We start from the raw sequence: 17,376 nt of genomic DNA on the forward strand, positions 1-17,376 counted from the left end.
TATTGACTAATGGACTTTTCTTTCCTTTGCATAGATGATCTTAATCAAACACCAGTGATTGGATGTCTTGGAACTCCTGGTATAAGTCATACCTATTTGGATACGCTGCTCGAGGGCTTTAAAAATACCGCTATACTATCCATCTCTTCATTAATATTAGCTGTATTTGTTGGTATTATTATAGGGACGATACGCACGCTGCCCCATACTTCCATTATCAATCGCGTACTTCGCGCTATTGGTCGTATCTGGGTAGAAGTTATGCGCAATATCCCCCTGCTTGTGCAGGTATTTTTATGGTATTTTGTTGTTCCTAAAATTTATCCACCAGCAATAAATTTTTCACCTATTGTATTAATAACTTGTGCTTTAGGATTCTTCACATCTGCACGTGTCGCAGAGCAGGTTCGTTCAGCTATTGAATCTATCTCTTCTGGACAACGTTATGCAGCCATGGCAATGGGATTTACCACTGGTCAAAGTTATCGCTATATCTTACTACCACGTGCTATTCATACAATCATGCCCCCACTAACTTCAGAGGCAATGGGTATTGTAAAAAATTCATCTATAGCATTTGCCGTCTCTATTAATGAATTAATGCAGTTCCAATATCAAACAATTGAAGAAGTAAGTCATGTTTATGAAAACTATTTGATTGTTACTGTTCTTTATATTGCCATAGCCTTATTCATTTTCGTTATAATGACAATTATTGAGAAAATGCTTAAAATTCCTAATTTTCAAACGGGGGGGTGTTAAATATGACAGATTTTATGAATTCTTATTTTTGGCCCTATTTCTCTTTCAATTTTTCAGGTTTTGATTTTTCATTTTTTACTTTTGATATATTCCTCTCTTATATTTTACCGGGTCTGCTTTTTAGTGTTTTTCTAACACTTTTTGCAACGGTATTTGGACTTATCTTCGGCATATTATTAGCAATGACGCGGCTTTCTTCCATTAAGCTTCTCTCTTCGCTTGCTGTAATTTATATAACTGCTATGCGCTCAATACCACTTGTTATGGTTATCTTATGGTTTTTTATACTCTTACCTTTTCTAACGGGAACATCAATTGGCGCGAATAAATCAGCATTAATTACTTTTACTGCATTTGAAGCTGCTTATTTTGCTGAAATCATACGTGCTGGCCTTTCTTCAATACCGCAAGGGCAAAAATATGCAGGACAAGCTCTCGGAATGACATATTGGCAAAATATGTATATTGTACTTCTCCCTCAAGCCTTTAGAAACATGCTTCCTGTTTTTTTGACACAGGTTATCATCCTATTTCAAGACACAACACTTGTTTATGCAATTAGTGGTAACAGCCTTTTAAACGGTTTTGATATTGTTTCTAACAATTTTGGCGTAAAACAAGAAGCTTATATTTTAGCAGCCATTTTCTATTTTGCCATCTGCTTTACATTGTCGCAGATAATTTTATACCTACAGAAAAAAATATCCATTATTCGCTAATAGGGGAAAAAAATGTCTACTCATATGATCGAAATGAAAAATGTTTCCAACTGGTACGGCGAAGTTAATATTCTTAAAAACTGCACAACTAATATTAATAAAGGAGAGGTTGTTGTAGTTTGTGGACCATCAGGTTCAGGAAAATCAACTTTCATTAAAACCATCAACGCTTTAGTGCCTTTTCAAAAAGGAGAAATTTGGATTAATGGTATACCAGTACACTCAAAACAAACAAATTTACCTAAATTGCGCAGCCACGTAGGAATGGTATTTCAACATTTTGAGCTTTTCCCACATTTATCTGTCACGGAAAATTTAACAATTGCGCAAATTAAAGTTCTAAAACGCAGTAAAAAAGAAGCACTTGAACGTGGTTTATTATATCTTGAACGCGTTGGTCTTATCGAGCACAAAGATAAATACCCCGGTCAACTTTCAGGAGGCCAACAGCAACGTGTTGCTATCGCACGTGCCTTAACAATGGATCCACTTGTTATGCTTTTTGATGAGCCAACTTCTGCTTTGGATCCTGAAATGGTAGGCGAAGTACTAGATGTTATGATCAACTTAGCGGAAGAAGGTATGACAATGATTTGTGTGACTCATGAAATGAGTTTTGCACAAAAAGTATCAAAACGCGTAATCTTTATGGATCAAGGAACAATTTTTGAAGATTGTTCGTCAGAAGAATTCTTCTCTGACCCAAAAGCTAGAACACCACGTGCACAAGAATTTTTATCAAAAATTCTCAATCATTAATTATTAGTGTGATGCGAAGCTATTTTTATTACAAGCCAATACATAAAACCAAAATTTTATGTATTGGCATTAGAGGTGTATTATCGCAAATAAAATTTCTTAAGAATTACCTTTTTCAAGAATATCAATAGCTAATGACATCGCTGTACGTCGTTCAAATTCATTGCAAATAGCAAAAGCCCGTTCTTGCATAGGACGAATCCAATTTTGATCCTCTACGTTCGCTTTTTCATAAGCTGCAGTTAACATCGCTACACCACGAACCGTTTCCCCTACCTGAAACAACATGTTTCCAAGCATAGCCTGAGCAGGAGAGTTTCCTTTCTTCGCTGCAAGCTGAAACCATCGCGCTGCTTGTATAGGATTTCTTTCCCCACCTTCACCATTTAAAAGCATTCTACCTAGATAATACTGAGCTTGAGGATTCCTATAATTCGTCGCAGCCTGCATATAAAGATTAACTGCATAAAAAGGATCAGCTTTTACAGGTGAATCAGGAAGACCTTTTTTAATATAGCCCGCAAGCTTAACTAGTGCATCAGAAACATAACTTTCATTCTCCGAGCCAGGATCAGCGCCTTTTTCAACAATATGCGCAAAATAATTATATGCTTTATAGTGATTTTCAGGCACACCATCACCATTCGCATAAATATAACCAAGTTTCCAATTTGCGCCAATATGGCCCATATTAGCAGCACAACGTAAGGCTGAAATCGCTTGATCTGTTTGCCCATTTTTATAAGCAGACATACCACGCTTAAAGAAATCAGATGAACGATTAATTACTTTTTGGTCAACATTCACATTTATTGCGTAAGCAGTAGAAAAACACACTCCTAAAGTAACAGTAATTGTAGTTATCTTGAATACTTTAAATCTATTTATCATTAAAAATGATCCAATCTCATTACGCTATTGTGCCACCACAAATTTTTAAACATATATTTAAAACACTTTACCTTTTTACTATAAAATAAAGTATTATATAATCTCAATTGAAAAATACGTAATGAAAAAAATTATGGAATATACTTTTAAAATAATTTTTGACTCTCATAAAAACGAACAAGCTAAAAATTTTTTAAACCAGCCGTCCTAAAGCAAGTGATGTTTTACTTTTTGCTGCATGTAGTTCTATGATTTTTTTACGTTCAGCTTCAACAACTTCTAGTTTTGCATTCTCTATAAACTTTGGATTATTTAATCTAACTGATATTTTTTCAATATCTTGTTTAATTTTATTGATATCTTTCATCAAACGGGTACGTTCAGCATTTAAATCAATCAACTGCTCCAATGACAAACAAAAGGTCACCTCTCCTAAAACAATTTGCGCAGATCCGGACGGAATTTTATCAGAGAAACAAATCGTTTCAAGACGTGCTAATCTTTTAAGAACAGCACCATAACGCTGCACACGTTCTTGTATTATCCTTCCCCCCTCTATAATAACAAGAGGTGCTTGTGCAGCCGCTGGAACATTCATTTCAGAGCGCACAGAACGAATTTCACTAATAATGTCAATAAGCCAATTAACATCGATTGCAGCTTCTTTATCTATAAATGTTATCTGCGGCCATTGTGTCAATGCCAACATATTTTCACGCTTTATGCCCGACATTGCTGTAAGAGACCACAACTTTTCCGTTATATGCGGCATAAAAGGATGCAGTAACTTATAAACTTCATCAAGAACCCAAGCAGTACATGCTTGTGCTTCTTTCTTAGAATCCTCATCTAAACCTTGAAACACAGGTTTAAGAAATTCAAGGTACCAATCGCATAACGTATTCCAAACGAATCGATAAAGCGCGCTAGCAGCCTCATTAAATTTATAATTTTCAATACCCGCAGTCACTGCTGAAACAGTTTTGGATAATTCTGTTACAATCCAACGATTAAAAGCAAGTTTCGCTTCTTCCGGTTTAAAAGCCAAACCATGCTTAACTCCATTCATTTCTGCGAATCGAGTAGCATTCCATAATTTTGTAGCAAAATTGCGATAGCCTGCAACACGCGAAGGATCAAGTTTTACATCACGGCCCTGTGCCGCCATAATAGCTAAGGTGAAACGTAATGCATCTGCACTATATTGATCAATGAGTTCCAATGGATTAATAACATTTCCCTTCGATTTTGACATTTTTGCGCCGGTTTGATCCCGCACAAGAGCATGCACATAAACAGTTGGAAAAGGTACCTCACCCATAAAGTGAATACCCATCATCATCATACGAGCAACCCAGAAAAAAATAATATCAAACCCTGTAACCGATAGAGATGTTGGATAAAAATTCTTTAATTCAATAGTTTTTTGAGGCCAACCTAACGTTGAAAAAGGCCAAAGAGCTGATGAAAACCAAGTATCTAAAACATCCTGATCACGCGTTAACTGAACTTCTCTACCATAATGAGATAAAGCTGAAATTAAAGCTTCTTCTTCACTTTTTTCAACAAAAATCATACCATCAGGGCCATACCAAGCTGGAATCTGATGTCCCCACCATAATTGGCGAGAAATACACCAAGGTTGAATATTCTCCATCCAATTGAAATAGGTTTTTTCCCAACTAGCTGGAACAAATTGTGTTCTACCCTGACGAACAGCCTCTATTGCCGGCTTTGCTAATTCTGCAGCATTGACATACCATTGATCTGTTAAGAATGGTTCAATAGGTACTCCACTCCTATCACCATGAGGAACGGTGTGCGGATGATCATCAACACTTACCAAATACCCTCTCTCCTTCATTAAAGATACAATCCGATTTCGTGCAACAAAACGATCACATCGATCTAAATTCTCCACTAATGCTTTCAATTCATTTGATAAAATCAAACCATCAAAAAACGCTTCATTATTACGCAAAAAAATTTCAGCTTTTTGTGTTAAAATATTAATTAAGCGTAAGCCATTTCTTTGCCCTACTTCAAAATCATTAAAATCATGTGCTGGTGTAATTTTTACAGCACCACTTCCCTCTTCAGGATCGGCATAAGAATCACCAACAATCAATAATTTGCGACCAATAAGTGGTAAAATAGCATTTTGACCTATAAAATTCTTATAACGATCATCTTCCGGATTAACTGCAATACCTGTATCACCAAGCATTGTTTCAGGCCGCGTTGTCGCAACTGTTATAAATGTTGTTGAGTCATTTGGATCAAAAACTTTACCCTCAAGCGGATATCTAAAATGCCACAAATGACCCTTTATTTCTTTCGAATCAACCTCAAGATCTGAAATAGCTGTTAATAACTTCGGATCCCAATTAACCAAACGCTTGTCTTTATAAATCAATCCTTGCTTATAAAGTGCAACAAATACCTCACAAACAGCTTGAGACAAACCTTCATCCATTGTAAATCGTTCACGCGACCAATCACATGAAACACCAAGACGCCGTAGTTGATTAACAATAATGCCACCCGTCTCACGACGCCATTTCCAAACACACTCAACAAATTTTTCCCTACCCATCTCTTGGCGTGTTGGTTCTTGATGTTCCGCCAATTGGCGCTCAACAACCATTTGCGTCGCAATCCCGGCATGATCCAAACCAGGTTGCCATAATACGTTTTTACCCTTCATTCGCTGAAAACGTACCACAATATCTTGGATTGTTGTATTTAAAGCATGCCCCATATGAAGTGAGCCTGTTACATTCGGTGGGGGAAGCATAACACAAAAAGGCTCTGCTCTTAGTTTTGAACCAGCCCCCACCTTAAAAACACCATGAACCTCCCATTCTTTTGCGATCTGTGGTTCTATAGAAGCGGCGTCATAGTTTTTTTCTATCATTCTTTTACCCACTTATTCATAATACCACTAGAAAAAGCAACTTATAACCTAATATCCACCAACACCATTTGCACATACCACCTATTTAAAATGGTCGCGCAAAATTACAAACTAGTTTTTATAATAAAAGGAAAATGCCAAATGGCTAAAAGTAATAAAAAAATACTTAAGGTAAATTCTTAATTGTCTTAACAATCTCTTCACGCAAAATCTTTTTAAGAAAAACAGGCAACTGACTCTGCAACCACTTTGCTACAGCCGGGCGTAAGATGTCCTCTGCAATTCTCTCAGCAGAAGAAACAAAATACGGAGATAGCTTTACATAATCAGAAACTGTATTTTCTTGCTGCGATACAAATGCCTCAGTATCATATTGTTTTTCATGAACAGAGGCCTGTTTTTCCGGAGAAAGTCTCGTTGCCTGCACACCCATACTAACTGTATTATCTTCTATATTTGTGTTATCTTGCACTTGAGTCAGAGCAAAATTTTGGTCATCAGAAGAAAAACCAATACGATCAGCCAAAGCCTTCATTGCATCATCAACTGATAAAGTCGTTTCAGAACCATCTTCTGAAGATACCTCTGACTGCTTTTCAGAAGAAGCATCAGTAACAACTTCATCTGCAAAATGATCAGCCTGAACGGCATTTTCTTCGATGATTTCACGAATAGACGTCAAAATCTCATCCATACTTGGCTCACGTAACGCATTTGAACTCTGTACCATATTAAAAACCTCTCAAAGACACAAAAACACTGCATCACTGTAATAAAAGAATTATAAGATTGCTATTCTCTTCATACTAAATACGACGCTACACACAACTTTCTTTCCTCAATTATGACCTTCCCCGTTTAGAAATGAAATTACATGTAAATCATATATTTTTCAATATCATTAGAAATTTGATTTATTTATCCCTTGAATGCTAATCACTATATGCATATTTTACAGCTTTAGCGAGTATATTTAACCGTCTTTAAACCCAAATAATTTGCAGTTAGTTTTCCAATAGAAGACTGAACACTATAACTTGCAATTACAACATCTCGTTCTGCGATTGCTAAGGCAATTTGAGCATTAATCAACTGAGTTCGAGAATTTAAAACATCCAATGTAGTCGCTTGCCCTACTCGGTTTTCTTGAATACGACCTTTAAGAGCAATTTCAGCAGCACGAACACTCTCGCGATAAGCAACAACAGATGCACGTGCACCCTCTAGCTGAAACCAAGCAGCAGTTAATGCCTGTCTTACATCATTTTGAGCTAGAGTGAGTTGGAGACGAGCCTGCTCAAACTGTTCTTTTGACTGACGAATCTGTGCAGATGTACGCCCACCTTCAAAAATTGGAACACTCAGTGAAACTCCGACCGACTGAGAAATCCCATCTTCACCAGGACCACTATAAATCCGATTATAGGAAACTGTTGTGGAAAAATCTACTTTAGGAAGCAAAGCTCCCTCTTTCGCTTTTACATTATAAGAACTGGCATCAGTCAAATATTTTGCGTAAAGAATCGCTGGATGCATGATATCACCAACTTGATAACCAATATCAAGATCCTTCGGAAGTTCTGTTGCCACTGGTGGACGCTCTAACTGTGTAGGATCTGAACCAATGATTTTACGATAAATAGCTTCCATTGCCTTCACATCAGCACACGCAAGACTAAACTCAGAAACAGCTACAGAACGCGCTGCTTGAGCTTGAGCAAAATCTACATGAGCCCCTTCCCCTACATTCAGTCTTGCTTCATCCGAACGAACTTGTTCCTCAAGAGCAGCCAAATTTTCTCGACGAAGATCAGCAATACGACGCGCTTTATATACATTAGCATACGCTGTTATAGCATCTAAAAACATATTTTGTTCAGCATTGCGAAGATACTCACGTTGTGCTTGCGTTTTAACTTGAGCTGAAAAAAACATGTTTTGTGTAACAAAACCATCAAATAATCTTTGATTTAACTTTATCCCTATAGATCCACCTGTCACGGTATTATTTCGACCATAGTTTCCAATCCCTTCAATTTGTGGCAAAAAATTCGAGCGCGCAATAACCATATCATCATCTGATATACGTACAGCAGCACGCTCGCTATTTAATTTAGCATTATACATATAAGCTTCAGCCAAAGCATCTTTTAGCGTACCAGCATGAGCTGATCCTGACATAAAAATACCCACCGTTAGCAATAAACATGCCTGAAGCTTTTTATTTATTTTAAACACACTATAAACCCTAAACTTACCACACTACTTTTTGCTATTTATGAATGAAATTAAATATTAAAATACAAAATCAAATGTTTTTAAAAAACCAGGAAGAGGTTTAATAGCAAGGTTAAAACTACGACGAACCGAAATAACCTTACCTTCTTTTATATAAATTTGCGCAACACCTGCACCTCCATGGCCCTCAACCACAACAAGACGCCCACCTTCTTTCATTTGATCAAAAATACCATCAGGAATAAAATCAACTGCACCTTCTATAAAAACCACATCATAAGGCCCCTTAGCAGCATACCCCTGTTCTAACGGTCCATGAACAACAACCACATTATCACACTGATGATATTTTAAAAGCTTATCTGCTTGCTCTACAAGTCTTTTATTGCTTTCCAATGCAACCACAAACGCAGCAATCTTTGAAAATAATGCTGCACAATAACCACTATTTGCACCAATATTTAACACACTATCTGAAGGTTTTATAGCTGCAAGTTGTAACAATTTTGCTAAAGACGCAGGCTTCATCAAATAACATGCACGCAAATTATCTTGCGCCGGAAATACAACAATATCTCCATCATGATAACTTAAATCTTTAACATCTTCTGACACAAAATCTTCACGCGGTATTGTCAAAAATGCTTCAAGAATCGCTAAATCCGTCACATCTACTGTACGAATTTGATTATCAACCATTTTGCGGCGAAGTTCTGCAAAATCTGCAACCATAACTAGTTTTTCTCCTAATGCATAACAAAAACTATAATCAAAATGGTGATAGTAAGAACATAATATCTTTCATCGCGAGTGTGACAAAAAAGCACGTTACAGTCAACAACAAGATTCTAATTGCACTAATTTTCCATGTAAAGGTGACTTTATTCAAAATTCAAAAAAATAAGAGCATTACTCAAAAAAATTATTTTAATCGAAATTAGTTGGAGGCCTCGCCCGGAATCGAACCGGGATACAAGGATTTGCAGTCCTCTGCGTAACCATTCCGCCACGAGGCCTCATCAGTAAACAGCAAAATTGTCAATAAGGGAAGGTAATGCATCCGTCAAGATACAGTAATCTTTCTTAGATCTTTTTTATTCTTTTTATACAATTTCTGAATTTTTTTTTTTAAAAAAGTAATTTTACCCTTTGCAAATGAATATTGCTTTGCTATAGCCCTTGCACTAAAATAAATTGGTGTTATTCCTCGGTAGCTCAGTGGTAGAGCAACCGGCTGTTAACCGGTTGGTCGCTGGTTCGAATCCGGCCCGGGGAGCCATTTTTTCTTAGGCAGTTATTCGCCTCTTATTGTACAGAGTGTTGAATTGTACATTCGATCAGTGGTCAGGAATATCATCAATTAAACAAGATTTTCTAACTTGCTTCCATAAGATATATAAGATTACCCTAAAATCTTCCGAATACGTTTTCACCGACACAAACGTTCTTTATCTTATCATGTTTTTAAAAATGCCTCTGTTAAACTTAAACTGATGCTACCTTTAAGCACTTTATAATGTATAATTATGCCTTTAAATGAAATATCAAAGTAAATGTCTATCTCTCTTGCATGGATTAGAAAAACATTCCAGGAAGAAAAAGCCTTAACTTTAAGACAAATCACAATAGAGTTTTGCTCATCATGTTAACGTGGTACAATAAACAAATTTTGAGCAAATAGAAAAATACAAAACATTTAATGTTTTCTTTATTTTTGAAGTGGTTGCTTTTTGTGTGGAATTTCCATTTTTGCCTATATTTGTATCATTTTTACTACAGATTTTTTACGAAAAAAATGTATCATTATGTGGTTTAGTGTGTAACTTTGGAGTAATATATGAATACTAAATGTTTAATTACCGCATCTATTCTTACTTTGGTTACATCTTCTGTAGTTCAAGCAGAAAATAGTACAATTTCCCAAGAATCAACATCCGTTTCTTTATCAAACGTTGCTCCTACTTTTTCTTGGACAGGTTTTTATTTCGGTGGTCAAATTGGTGGTTTTTCGAGTAAGACTTCTCTAAATTTGAATTATTTTAAGGGGATTAATTCCAAAAAATTATCATCAATTGAGAAGGATCTATTACCCAAACTTTCGGGCTTTATAGGTGGTCTTTATGCAGGAGCTAATTTTGACCTTAATAATAGCCTTGTTCTAGGTGTTGATACTGATATAATTTGGTCTGATAAAAAAGATACAAAAGTTATCAAACGTAGCGCATATAGAATGCAAGATGGGCCTAAATTACAGAGAGAAAACAATAAAGTTGAAGCGGTGGATATTAAGCACTTATTAGAAAAATTTACTGTAACATATAGTCATACTTTAAAGCAAAAGTGGGCTGGTGCTACACGGGTACGTATAGGTTTTGCAGCTGATCGTATCATGCCCTATATTGCTGGTGGGGTCGCTTATACGCAATTGCAAGACATATTTTTGGCTTCAATTGAAGCAAAAGAAGATAAAGTGGTGGATGAGACCAAAGCAATGATCGGTTACACTTTTGGTGGTGGTATTGATTTCGCAATGACCGATGATTTCATTTTACGTGCAGAGTACCGTTTCTCAAATTTTGGTAAAAAGAAATTTGTTAAAGATAAATTTGAAATTGATTATAAAACCAATGATTTCCGTGTTGGTGTGTCTTATAAATTCTGATTTCTTATAAGATAATTAATTTAAAGGAAGGTGTTAAATTCTTTTTGCTAGGGGGGTACAAATTGTCTTTTGAAGATTTGCGTAATTTTATTTTTGCAAAAATTGTGTTCTAATTACAAATGTGATTTTTAAAATTAGAATAAATTTATGCTGAACTGAGTAAAGTAAAAGCCGTAATATAAGAGGTTTGTAATATTATTTCTTCTCGTAGAATGAAAGTTTTATTTGGCCTTTTGTAGTGAAGTTAAATTTATTTTAATACCTTTTTCTTTTCTGATTGTTTTTATTATCTATTTTAAGTTTGTAATTGATATTTAATATAAAATTCAAGGCTTTTATAAGAAAAGCTTTAAGTTTAGTTTAAAAATTTATATTAAATATCAATATTGAGTAAGCGGTTAGTAAATTACAATTGAGTACTTTATTTGTTGATTAAAAATTTTTCAGTATAATCTCAAAGAATAGCTATAATAAAATTATTTATTTCTGCTCTCTAATTAGTTATCATCTTTAAACTTTAAACATTTTTACCCCTGAGAAGCGTTTATGAACTAAAATATTTTTGTTAAGATGTCTTTGTATCCCTTTTGAAGATAAAATTGATAATAATATTAAAGTTAATGCACAAATTAAAATTAATTTTAATATACGTCGTGTTATAAACATAATTTATTCATATTTTTAATTAAAAAAAATTTATAACTTATTGAAATAAAATATATAATTTAAAAATTATAACTCTCAATCTTTTAATAACACAATGCAATTCATATTTTAAAATAAAAATACTTTATAACAAATTGAAAATATATCATTTATTATGGTAATAATTAGTTTTTATGCTTTTTGTAACATTTTTTTGATTACTATGCCTTGAATGTTTTTATCCGGAATTAATATCTTCTATAATATGAAATATTTAAACCTTCTGTGAAAAAATTTACTGCAATCCTTTCCATATTAAAGGTAAAAAAGTAATAATATTAATAGCAAGAGCAAGCAGTTTCAGCGACCAAAATTTCCAACATTGCTTCATTTTTCTATATTAACTCACAGCACTTAAATTTTTTTCGAATTCATCTTTTTTTATCAAATAAATGAAAACGACACTCATAAACTGAAGTAAATAATCTAAGGTATGCTGAAAAAATCATTTTTAAACATATTTTTTGTTTTTGAAGCAAAGCGTGTGCTTATTATTGAAATTCAAGTAATTTAGTTGATCAATATTTTAAACACATAACACTCGAGCTATGACATATTTGTGATTAAAATGAAGCAATTATACTTGAGAAAATCATAAAAAAACTGTCTTTTTATCAAGCTTGATTACCACTAAAATTAATTGATAAATTTTTAAATTAATTATAAATTGCTTCAAACATTTAATTTGTTAACTATTATATATTACGTAAACATATTGCTTCGTAGTGTACAATTTCATAATCTCACAGTTAGAATAGCGCTATTTTTGTGTGTTTTTAATACTCCATTATATTTTCCAACAGGCAATTAGTATATAATTAGGTACCTAAAAGAACCAAACGCGCAATTAAAATATAACCATCAATCTTGCTGTTATAGTTGAAGGTTTTTGCCAAAATTGCCCTTAATTATGATCTAGTTATTTTTACTATCCTTCCAGATATTTTATTTAAGCCACCTGCTTTATTGACTTACGAAAACGAAATGATTTAGCGCGTTTTGCTGTTGTGTTTGCTTTTTTATATCTTTTACTTTTAGATGAAGAATTCATGTTATGTGATTGTTTAATTTTATCTATATGATCAAAATTCTTCTTCTGATATTGAGTTTTTTTTAAACAATGTTTCTTACCATTTTCTGGTATAAACGATATTTCTGGAAATGCTGCAAACTGTGGTGGAATATCTTCATGCGTTAATTTCATTCGAATCACACGCTCTACAGCACGTAAACGTGCTCGTTCTACCTTTTCATCAAAAAGTATAACAGCGTTGCCAGATGTACCATTTCGTCCTGTACGGCCAATACGATGTACATAATTGTCAGCTTCATCTGGTAAATCATAATTAATAACGTGGCTGACTCCAGGTACATCAATACCACGTGCAGCAATATCAGTTGCAACAAGAATCCTCACCGACCCTTCACGAAAAGCTTTTAACGCACGCTGTCGTGCAGCATGTGATTTATTCCCATGAATTGTTGCAACAGAATATCCCGTTCTCGTCAAATTACGTGCAACAGCATCAGCACCATGTTTAGTTCGTGTAAAAACAATAACCAAAGCTAAAGCCGGATTTGTTAAAAGCTTATTCAAAACACTCTTTTTTTCATTTGTAGGAACACAATATAATTTTTGAGTAATTTCTGTAGCAACAGTCCCTTGAGGAACAACTTCTATTTTCATTGGTTCATTCAGCAAACTCTTTGCAAGCGTAACTATTTCTTTCGGCATTGTCGCCGAAAAAAGTGCTGTTTGACGCTTCTCATGTAAAAGTTTTGCAATACGTCGCACATCATGAATAAAGCCCATATCTAACATACGGTCAGCTTCATCCAACACAAAAAAACAGGTTTGAGAAAGATCAATACATTTTTCACAAACAAGGTCCATTAAACGTCCTGGTGTCGCAATTAAAATATCCACACCTGTTTTCATACGTTTGATTTGTGCAAACCGAGACATTCCTCCTAAAATCAAACATGTTGAAAGGTGAGATCCTTTTGCAATCATACGAATTGATTCTTCAACCTGAACTGCAAGTTCACGAGTTGGAACCAAGATCAAAGCGCGTGCAGTCTTAGGATATCTTTTATCACCTAAAGCCAAAACTTGGCTCAAAATAGGTAAACCAAATGCCAGTGTTTTTCCAGAACCAGTTTGTGCAATACCTAAAATATCGCGCTTCTTTAGCATTATTGGAATAGCTTGTTTTTGAATAGGTTTAGGTTTGTTTATACCAGCAATAGATAGATTTTGAGTTAAAAACGCAGGTATACCCAATTTTACAAAAGTATTTTCTTTTATATTCACAATAAAATCTCTCTTCAGCTCAAAAACCATAAACAGCTTACAAGCTACAATTACATCACTTTAAATCCCGCACAATCGAGATCTGACATTGAACATTTAAAATACCGCTTAAATAGAAATAAGCAATTTGAGCAGTTCATAAGTACCTTAAAATTTAAAGAGAAAATATAAAATTACTTTGTAAAACGCCATATTCAAGCTTAAATGCCTCAGTTTACACTATTGTTGGGTTAAAATAAAAAAGCAAGCACTTTCTGAAGGTATTTACTATAAATACTACCTTCATTGTTTATTTTTTTATTACCGTTTCCTTTGGAAGATTGATTCCATTAAAATCAGGATAAATTTCAAGAAAAACTGGATTTTGTATTGTTTTCTGCCCCCCATAAACTAAACACCATCTGTTATTGTCAAAAATCGCCAACGTCTTATAGTGAATAATGTTATCTTCTGTTTTCAGCGTAGTTGGAATTAAAGCGTAAAAAGTACCATTATTTGTTTGCCGATAATCTATTTTTATTTCATCTAAATAATAAGCATCAGAAGACAAATTTTCAAACTGAACATGGAGCTGTTTTAAAAAATTGTTGCGTAAATCATCTTCTGTTGTATTTAATCGACGTGCCATTTCTCTATAAAGCCGGTCAGGCATATGAGCAGAGACAATTGCAAAATTTCTGTCTTTTATAGCATTATTGATATCAACAATTAGGTTTAAAAGCTCTGTCTTTTGTATTGTTATTTGTTTGGCTGCTAAACTTTGTCCACCAGTACTTAACAACAACAACACTCCCAGCGTAAAATAACGAAAAAATCTCATTTTTATAACTTTCATTCCAGTAAAACGCTTAAACTCTTAGATTACAAAATCAAATAATACTTGATCATCAGTAATATCACGATAAGACCAACCTAACGCTTGAAAATTTTTCTCTAAGATATAAAAATTATCATACTTTTTTGTTTCAATTGCAATCAAAACAGAGCCAAAATTTCTAGCTGATTTTTTGAGATATTCAAACCGCACAATGTCATCATCTGGTGTTAATTGCGCAAGGAAACTACGCAAGGCACCAGGATATTGTGGAAAGCTAATAATAAAATATTTTTTTAATCCCTGAAAACGTAAAGAACGCTCTTTAATGTCTGGCAAACGTTCAAAATCAAAATTACCGCCCGAAATAACTAAAAGAATTTTTTTGCCTCTCAATTCCTGAGGAGAAATACTTTTAAGAGCATCAATAGATAAAGCGCCAGCCGGCTCAAGAACCACACCTTCAACATTGAGCATTTCAACCATTGTAGAACAAACTCTGTTCTCAGGAACTGTAATGACACAATCGGGTGAAAATTGCTGCAACATAGCATAATTTAATGCGCCAATTTCAGCCACAGCAGCACCATCTACAAATGTATTAATATTTTCAAGCTTGACACGTTTTTTGTTCTTTAAACATGCAAGTAAACTCGCCGCCCCTTCCGGTTCAACAAAACGGAGCTTTGTTTTCCAATTATATTCATGTAAAAAATTGCTCACACCACTAGCCAAACCACCACCACCCACGGGTACTATAATCAAATCTGGCTCACTCTCTCCATTAAGTTTTTTCCATTGTAAAGCAGCCTCACATAAAACTGTTGCTTGCCCTGTAATAATGCGAATATCGTCAAAAGGTGGTGCCATCACACCTCCCCCCTCAGCTACAAAAGATTGTGCAGCCTCATAACATTGGTCAAATGTATCACCAACCAAACGGATTTCAATAAATTCCTTACCGAAAATGCGCGTCTTGTCAATTTTTTGCTGTGGTGTTGTCACAGGCATAAAAATAATGCCTTTACGTTTAAAATAGCGACAAACAAAAGAAACCCCTTGTGCGTGATTACCTGCTGACGCACAAACAAATGCCGCATCCTGAGATACCTTATCAAGCATTTCTGAAACAAAATTGAAAGCACCACGAATTTTATACGACCGTACAGGTGTTAAATCCTCACGCTTCAAATAAATTTCTGCATCATATTTTTTACTAAGAAAGTCATTGCGTTGAAGTGGTGTTTCCGTAAAAACGCTACGTAAAGCTACCATAGCTTTGGTCACATCTTGAACAAATTCACTCATAGCACCACTTATTTTCCTGCTTTATTGATAATGTATAGATTTCTTCTAACTGTAAAAACAATTATTGTCAGTCAAAAATTTAATAAAAAAATGCAAGAAGTCTCTTTTGTTATTAATTCTTGATTAAATAAAAGATATAGCTTATGAAAAGCCGTTATCGCGGACGTGATGAAATAGGTAAACATAGCAGACTTAAAATCTGCCGGTCGAAGACCTTGCGGGTTCAAGTCCCGCCGTCCGCACCATTGTATATCTTTAACATATTGAAATATATAGATTTTTACTTAATTAGATAATTTTCAGTCCACCTTTTAGTCCACCCTTTAGAGTTTATATAATTTTATCTAAATTTGTGTTATTTTTAGCTTATTTCCTTTGGGGTGAATGCCAAAACCTCTTTTTTTCTCCATCTAACTGACTTACCAAGCTTATATGGTTGGGGAAATACTCCTCGTATCACCCAATTGCGAATCGTTGTTGTTGACACATTAAAAAGCTGTGCACATTCACGTGTCGTGACATATTTATCGCCATCATCAAATATCATCTTATTACCTTTCTTTTTTGGATTACATAAATGGTTGGGGGCGCTAAAGAGAATGCAATGAAAGAGCGCCCCCTATGGGTTTAAGCAGCTTGTGTAAAGATTCGCGTTTCTTGTTCTATTTCTTCTAAAAAAGTTTCGACAGCTTTATTGATGAGCTCAATTTGTTCATCATCGCGTTGAACGCGTTGAATCTTTACACGAAAACCAATTAATTTCTTTTTGAGCAAAGGATCATAACTGACAAAATCACACCATTTTCGCCCTGTACAAGCCATTTGGAATTGCATTTGTAAGATATATTCAGGTTTGATTTTGCCAGTTCGCAAAAAAAACATATGTGTTCCCGGTTGAGGACATTTGACTTCTACAAGGCCATCATCTCCAACGAGACCATCAGGACTAGCCCCTGCCATTTCAATTGTTGGGTGAGGAATAAATCCGCATCGGGTGACAATGACCCCACGTCTAAAGCTGTATTCTTCAATTGCCTTGTCTTCATGTTCACGTCCCCATCGCATGGCTGACGTTTCATAAGATGGTATTATTTCATCTTCTAAAACGTTCCCTGATAAGTTTATTTTTATATTCTTCATATTTACTTGTCGGTGAGCCCTTATTTGTTTTACTGACAATGCTGTCAATGTTTGAAGCTGTTACTTTACCTAAACGAGCTTGAAACCACTCTGGTGTTCTTTGTTCCATCTCACACCCCTATTAAATCTTGTTGAGTTGGTGTGTGT

The 17,376-nt window shown here is 34.7% G+C and carries 13 protein-coding genes, 3 tRNA genes and 1 pseudogene; 6 read left to right on the plus strand and 11 right to left on the minus strand.

Annotated features, from left to right (window positions below; all coding sequences use genetic code 11):
• The first annotated feature begins 9 nt into the window (after nt 1–9).
• Genes BBBE_RS04125 through BBBE_RS04135 form a run of 3 tightly spaced genes read left to right on the plus strand, consistent with a single transcriptional unit; the run spans nt 10 to nt 2,240 of the window.
• Nucleotides 10–762 carry an amino acid ABC transporter permease gene (locus tag BBBE_RS04125; protein WP_010701337.1) on the plus strand — a complete coding sequence of 251 codons (753 nt, stop codon included), beginning with the start codon at nt 10–12 and terminating at the stop codon, nt 760–762.
• Nucleotides 763–764: 2 nt separating this feature from the next.
• On the plus strand, nt 765–1,481 hold the full coding sequence (locus BBBE_RS04130; protein ID WP_010701338.1) for an amino acid ABC transporter permease: 717 nt from the start codon (nt 765–767) through the stop codon (nt 1,479–1,481).
• Nucleotides 1,482–1,493: 12 nt separating this feature from the next.
• A complete protein-coding gene (locus tag BBBE_RS04135; protein ID WP_010701339.1) occupies nt 1,494–2,240 on the plus strand; it encodes an amino acid ABC transporter ATP-binding protein in 747 nt (248 codons plus the stop codon).
• 99 nt (nt 2,241–2,339) lie between these two features.
• Here the strand turns inward: BBBE_RS04135 and BBBE_RS04140 are convergent, their stop codons facing one another.
• From BBBE_RS04140 to BBBE_RS04165, 6 genes are all read right to left on the minus strand, one after another.
• On the minus strand, nt 2,340–3,131 hold the full coding sequence (locus tag BBBE_RS04140; protein WP_010701340.1) for a tetratricopeptide repeat protein: 792 nt from the start codon (nt 3,129–3,131) through the stop codon (nt 2,340–2,342).
• Between the two features lie 193 nt (nt 3,132–3,324).
• Nucleotides 3,325–6,048: a valine--tRNA ligase gene (locus BBBE_RS04145; RefSeq protein ID WP_010701341.1), complete on the minus strand. Its 2,724-nt coding sequence runs from the start codon at nt 6,046–6,048 to the stop codon at nt 3,325–3,327.
• A gap of 166 nt (nt 6,049–6,214) precedes the next feature.
• On the minus strand, nt 6,215–6,778 hold the full coding sequence (locus BBBE_RS04150; RefSeq protein ID WP_010701342.1) for a DUF2497 domain-containing protein: 564 nt from the start codon (nt 6,776–6,778) through the stop codon (nt 6,215–6,217).
• A gap of 230 nt (nt 6,779–7,008) precedes the next feature.
• A complete protein-coding gene (locus BBBE_RS04155) occupies nt 7,009–8,229 on the minus strand; it encodes a TolC family outer membrane protein (protein ID WP_244428344.1) in 1,221 nt (406 codons plus the stop codon).
• A 114-nt stretch (nt 8,230–8,343) separates the two neighbouring features.
• The gene (locus BBBE_RS04160) at nt 8,344–9,018 is read right to left on the minus strand and encodes a protein-L-isoaspartate O-methyltransferase family protein (protein WP_010701344.1); all 675 of its coding nucleotides are present in this window, start codon (nt 9,016–9,018) and stop codon (nt 8,344–8,346) included.
• 210 nt (nt 9,019–9,228) lie between these two features.
• A tRNA-Cys gene (locus tag BBBE_RS04165) sits at nt 9,229–9,302 on the minus strand.
• A gap of 188 nt (nt 9,303–9,490) precedes the next feature.
• Between BBBE_RS04165 and BBBE_RS04170 the strand changes: the two genes are divergently transcribed.
• Both BBBE_RS04170 and BBBE_RS04175 read left to right on the plus strand, forming a co-directional pair.
• Nucleotides 9,491–9,565: transfer RNA gene (locus BBBE_RS04170), tRNA-Asn, on the plus strand.
• A 558-nt stretch (nt 9,566–10,123) separates the two neighbouring features.
• Nucleotides 10,124–10,948, plus strand: coding sequence for an outer membrane protein (locus BBBE_RS04175; RefSeq protein WP_010701345.1), 825 nt, complete (start codon nt 10,124–10,126; stop codon nt 10,946–10,948).
• 1,654 nt (nt 10,949–12,602) lie between these two features.
• On the opposite strand, the gene BBBE_RS04180 is transcribed toward BBBE_RS04175, so the two are convergent.
• The 3 genes from BBBE_RS04180 to ilvA all read right to left on the minus strand — a co-directional run bounded on the left by BBBE_RS04180 (nt 12,603) and on the right by ilvA (nt 16,089).
• Nucleotides 12,603–13,997 (minus strand): DEAD/DEAH box helicase, encoded by a 1,395-nt coding sequence (locus BBBE_RS04180; RefSeq protein WP_010701346.1) that lies wholly within the window; start codon nt 13,995–13,997, stop codon nt 12,603–12,605.
• Between the two features lie 259 nt (nt 13,998–14,256).
• Nucleotides 14,257–14,787: a hypothetical protein gene (locus BBBE_RS04185; protein ID WP_010701347.1), complete on the minus strand. Its 531-nt coding sequence runs from the start codon at nt 14,785–14,787 to the stop codon at nt 14,257–14,259.
• 36 nt (nt 14,788–14,823) lie between these two features.
• Nucleotides 14,824–16,089, minus strand: a complete 1,266-nt coding sequence (gene ilvA, locus BBBE_RS04190; protein WP_010701348.1) for a threonine ammonia-lyase IlvA — start codon at nt 16,087–16,089, stop codon at nt 14,824–14,826.
• Nucleotides 16,090–16,248: 159 nt separating this feature from the next.
• Between ilvA and BBBE_RS04195 the strand changes: the two genes are divergently transcribed.
• A tRNA-Leu gene (locus BBBE_RS04195) sits at nt 16,249–16,334 on the plus strand.
• A 116-nt stretch (nt 16,335–16,450) separates the two neighbouring features.
• On the opposite strand, the gene BBBE_RS04200 is transcribed toward BBBE_RS04195, so the two are convergent.
• Together BBBE_RS04200 and BBBE_RS04205 are read right to left on the minus strand one after the other, a co-directional pair.
• Nucleotides 16,451–16,636 (minus strand): helix-turn-helix transcriptional regulator, encoded by a 186-nt coding sequence (locus BBBE_RS04200; RefSeq protein WP_010700825.1) that lies wholly within the window; start codon nt 16,634–16,636, stop codon nt 16,451–16,453.
• Nucleotides 16,637–16,716: 80 nt separating this feature from the next.
• Nucleotides 16,717–17,338, minus strand: a pseudogene (locus BBBE_RS04205) (lambda exonuclease family protein).
• Nucleotides 17,339–17,376: the final 38 nt, after the last annotated feature.

The sequence above is a fragment of the Bartonella bovis 91-4 genome (assembly GCF_000384965.1).
Taxonomy (GTDB): Bacteria; Pseudomonadota; Alphaproteobacteria; order Rhizobiales; family Rhizobiaceae; genus Bartonella; species Bartonella bovis.

Excerpts from the sequence above, each read along its gene's own strand:
- BBBE_RS04125 (WP_010701337.1), top strand. The coding sequence starts at position 10 with ATGGACTTTTCTTTCCTTTGCATAGATGATCTTAATCAAACACCAGTG.
- BBBE_RS04130 (WP_010701338.1), top strand. The coding sequence starts at position 765 with ATGACAGATTTTATGAATTCTTATTTTTGGCCCTATTTCTCTTTCAAT.
- BBBE_RS04135 (WP_010701339.1), top strand. The coding sequence starts at position 1,494 with ATGTCTACTCATATGATCGAAATGAAAAATGTTTCCAACTGGTACGGC.
- BBBE_RS04140 (WP_010701340.1), bottom strand. The coding sequence starts at position 3,131 with ATGATAAATAGATTTAAAGTATTCAAGATAACTACAATTACTGTTACT.
- BBBE_RS04145 (WP_010701341.1), bottom strand. The coding sequence starts at position 6,048 with ATGATAGAAAAAAACTATGACGCCGCTTCTATAGAACCACAGATCGCA.
- BBBE_RS04150 (WP_010701342.1), bottom strand. The coding sequence starts at position 6,778 with ATGGTACAGAGTTCAAATGCGTTACGTGAGCCAAGTATGGATGAGATT.
- BBBE_RS04155 (WP_244428344.1), bottom strand. The coding sequence starts at position 8,229 with ATGTCAGGATCAGCTCATGCTGGTACGCTAAAAGATGCTTTGGCTGAA.
- BBBE_RS04160 (WP_010701344.1), bottom strand. The coding sequence starts at position 9,018 with ATGGTTGCAGATTTTGCAGAACTTCGCCGCAAAATGGTTGATAATCAA.
- BBBE_RS04175 (WP_010701345.1), top strand. The coding sequence starts at position 10,124 with ATGAATACTAAATGTTTAATTACCGCATCTATTCTTACTTTGGTTACA.
- BBBE_RS04180 (WP_010701346.1), bottom strand. The coding sequence starts at position 13,997 with ATGGTTTTTGAGCTGAAGAGAGATTTTATTGTGAATATAAAAGAAAAT.
- BBBE_RS04185 (WP_010701347.1), bottom strand. The coding sequence starts at position 14,787 with ATGAGATTTTTTCGTTATTTTACGCTGGGAGTGTTGTTGTTGTTAAGT.
- ilvA (WP_010701348.1), bottom strand. The coding sequence starts at position 16,089 with ATGAGTGAATTTGTTCAAGATGTGACCAAAGCTATGGTAGCTTTACGT.
- BBBE_RS04200 (WP_010700825.1), bottom strand. The coding sequence starts at position 16,636 with ATGATATTTGATGATGGCGATAAATATGTCACGACACGTGAATGTGCA.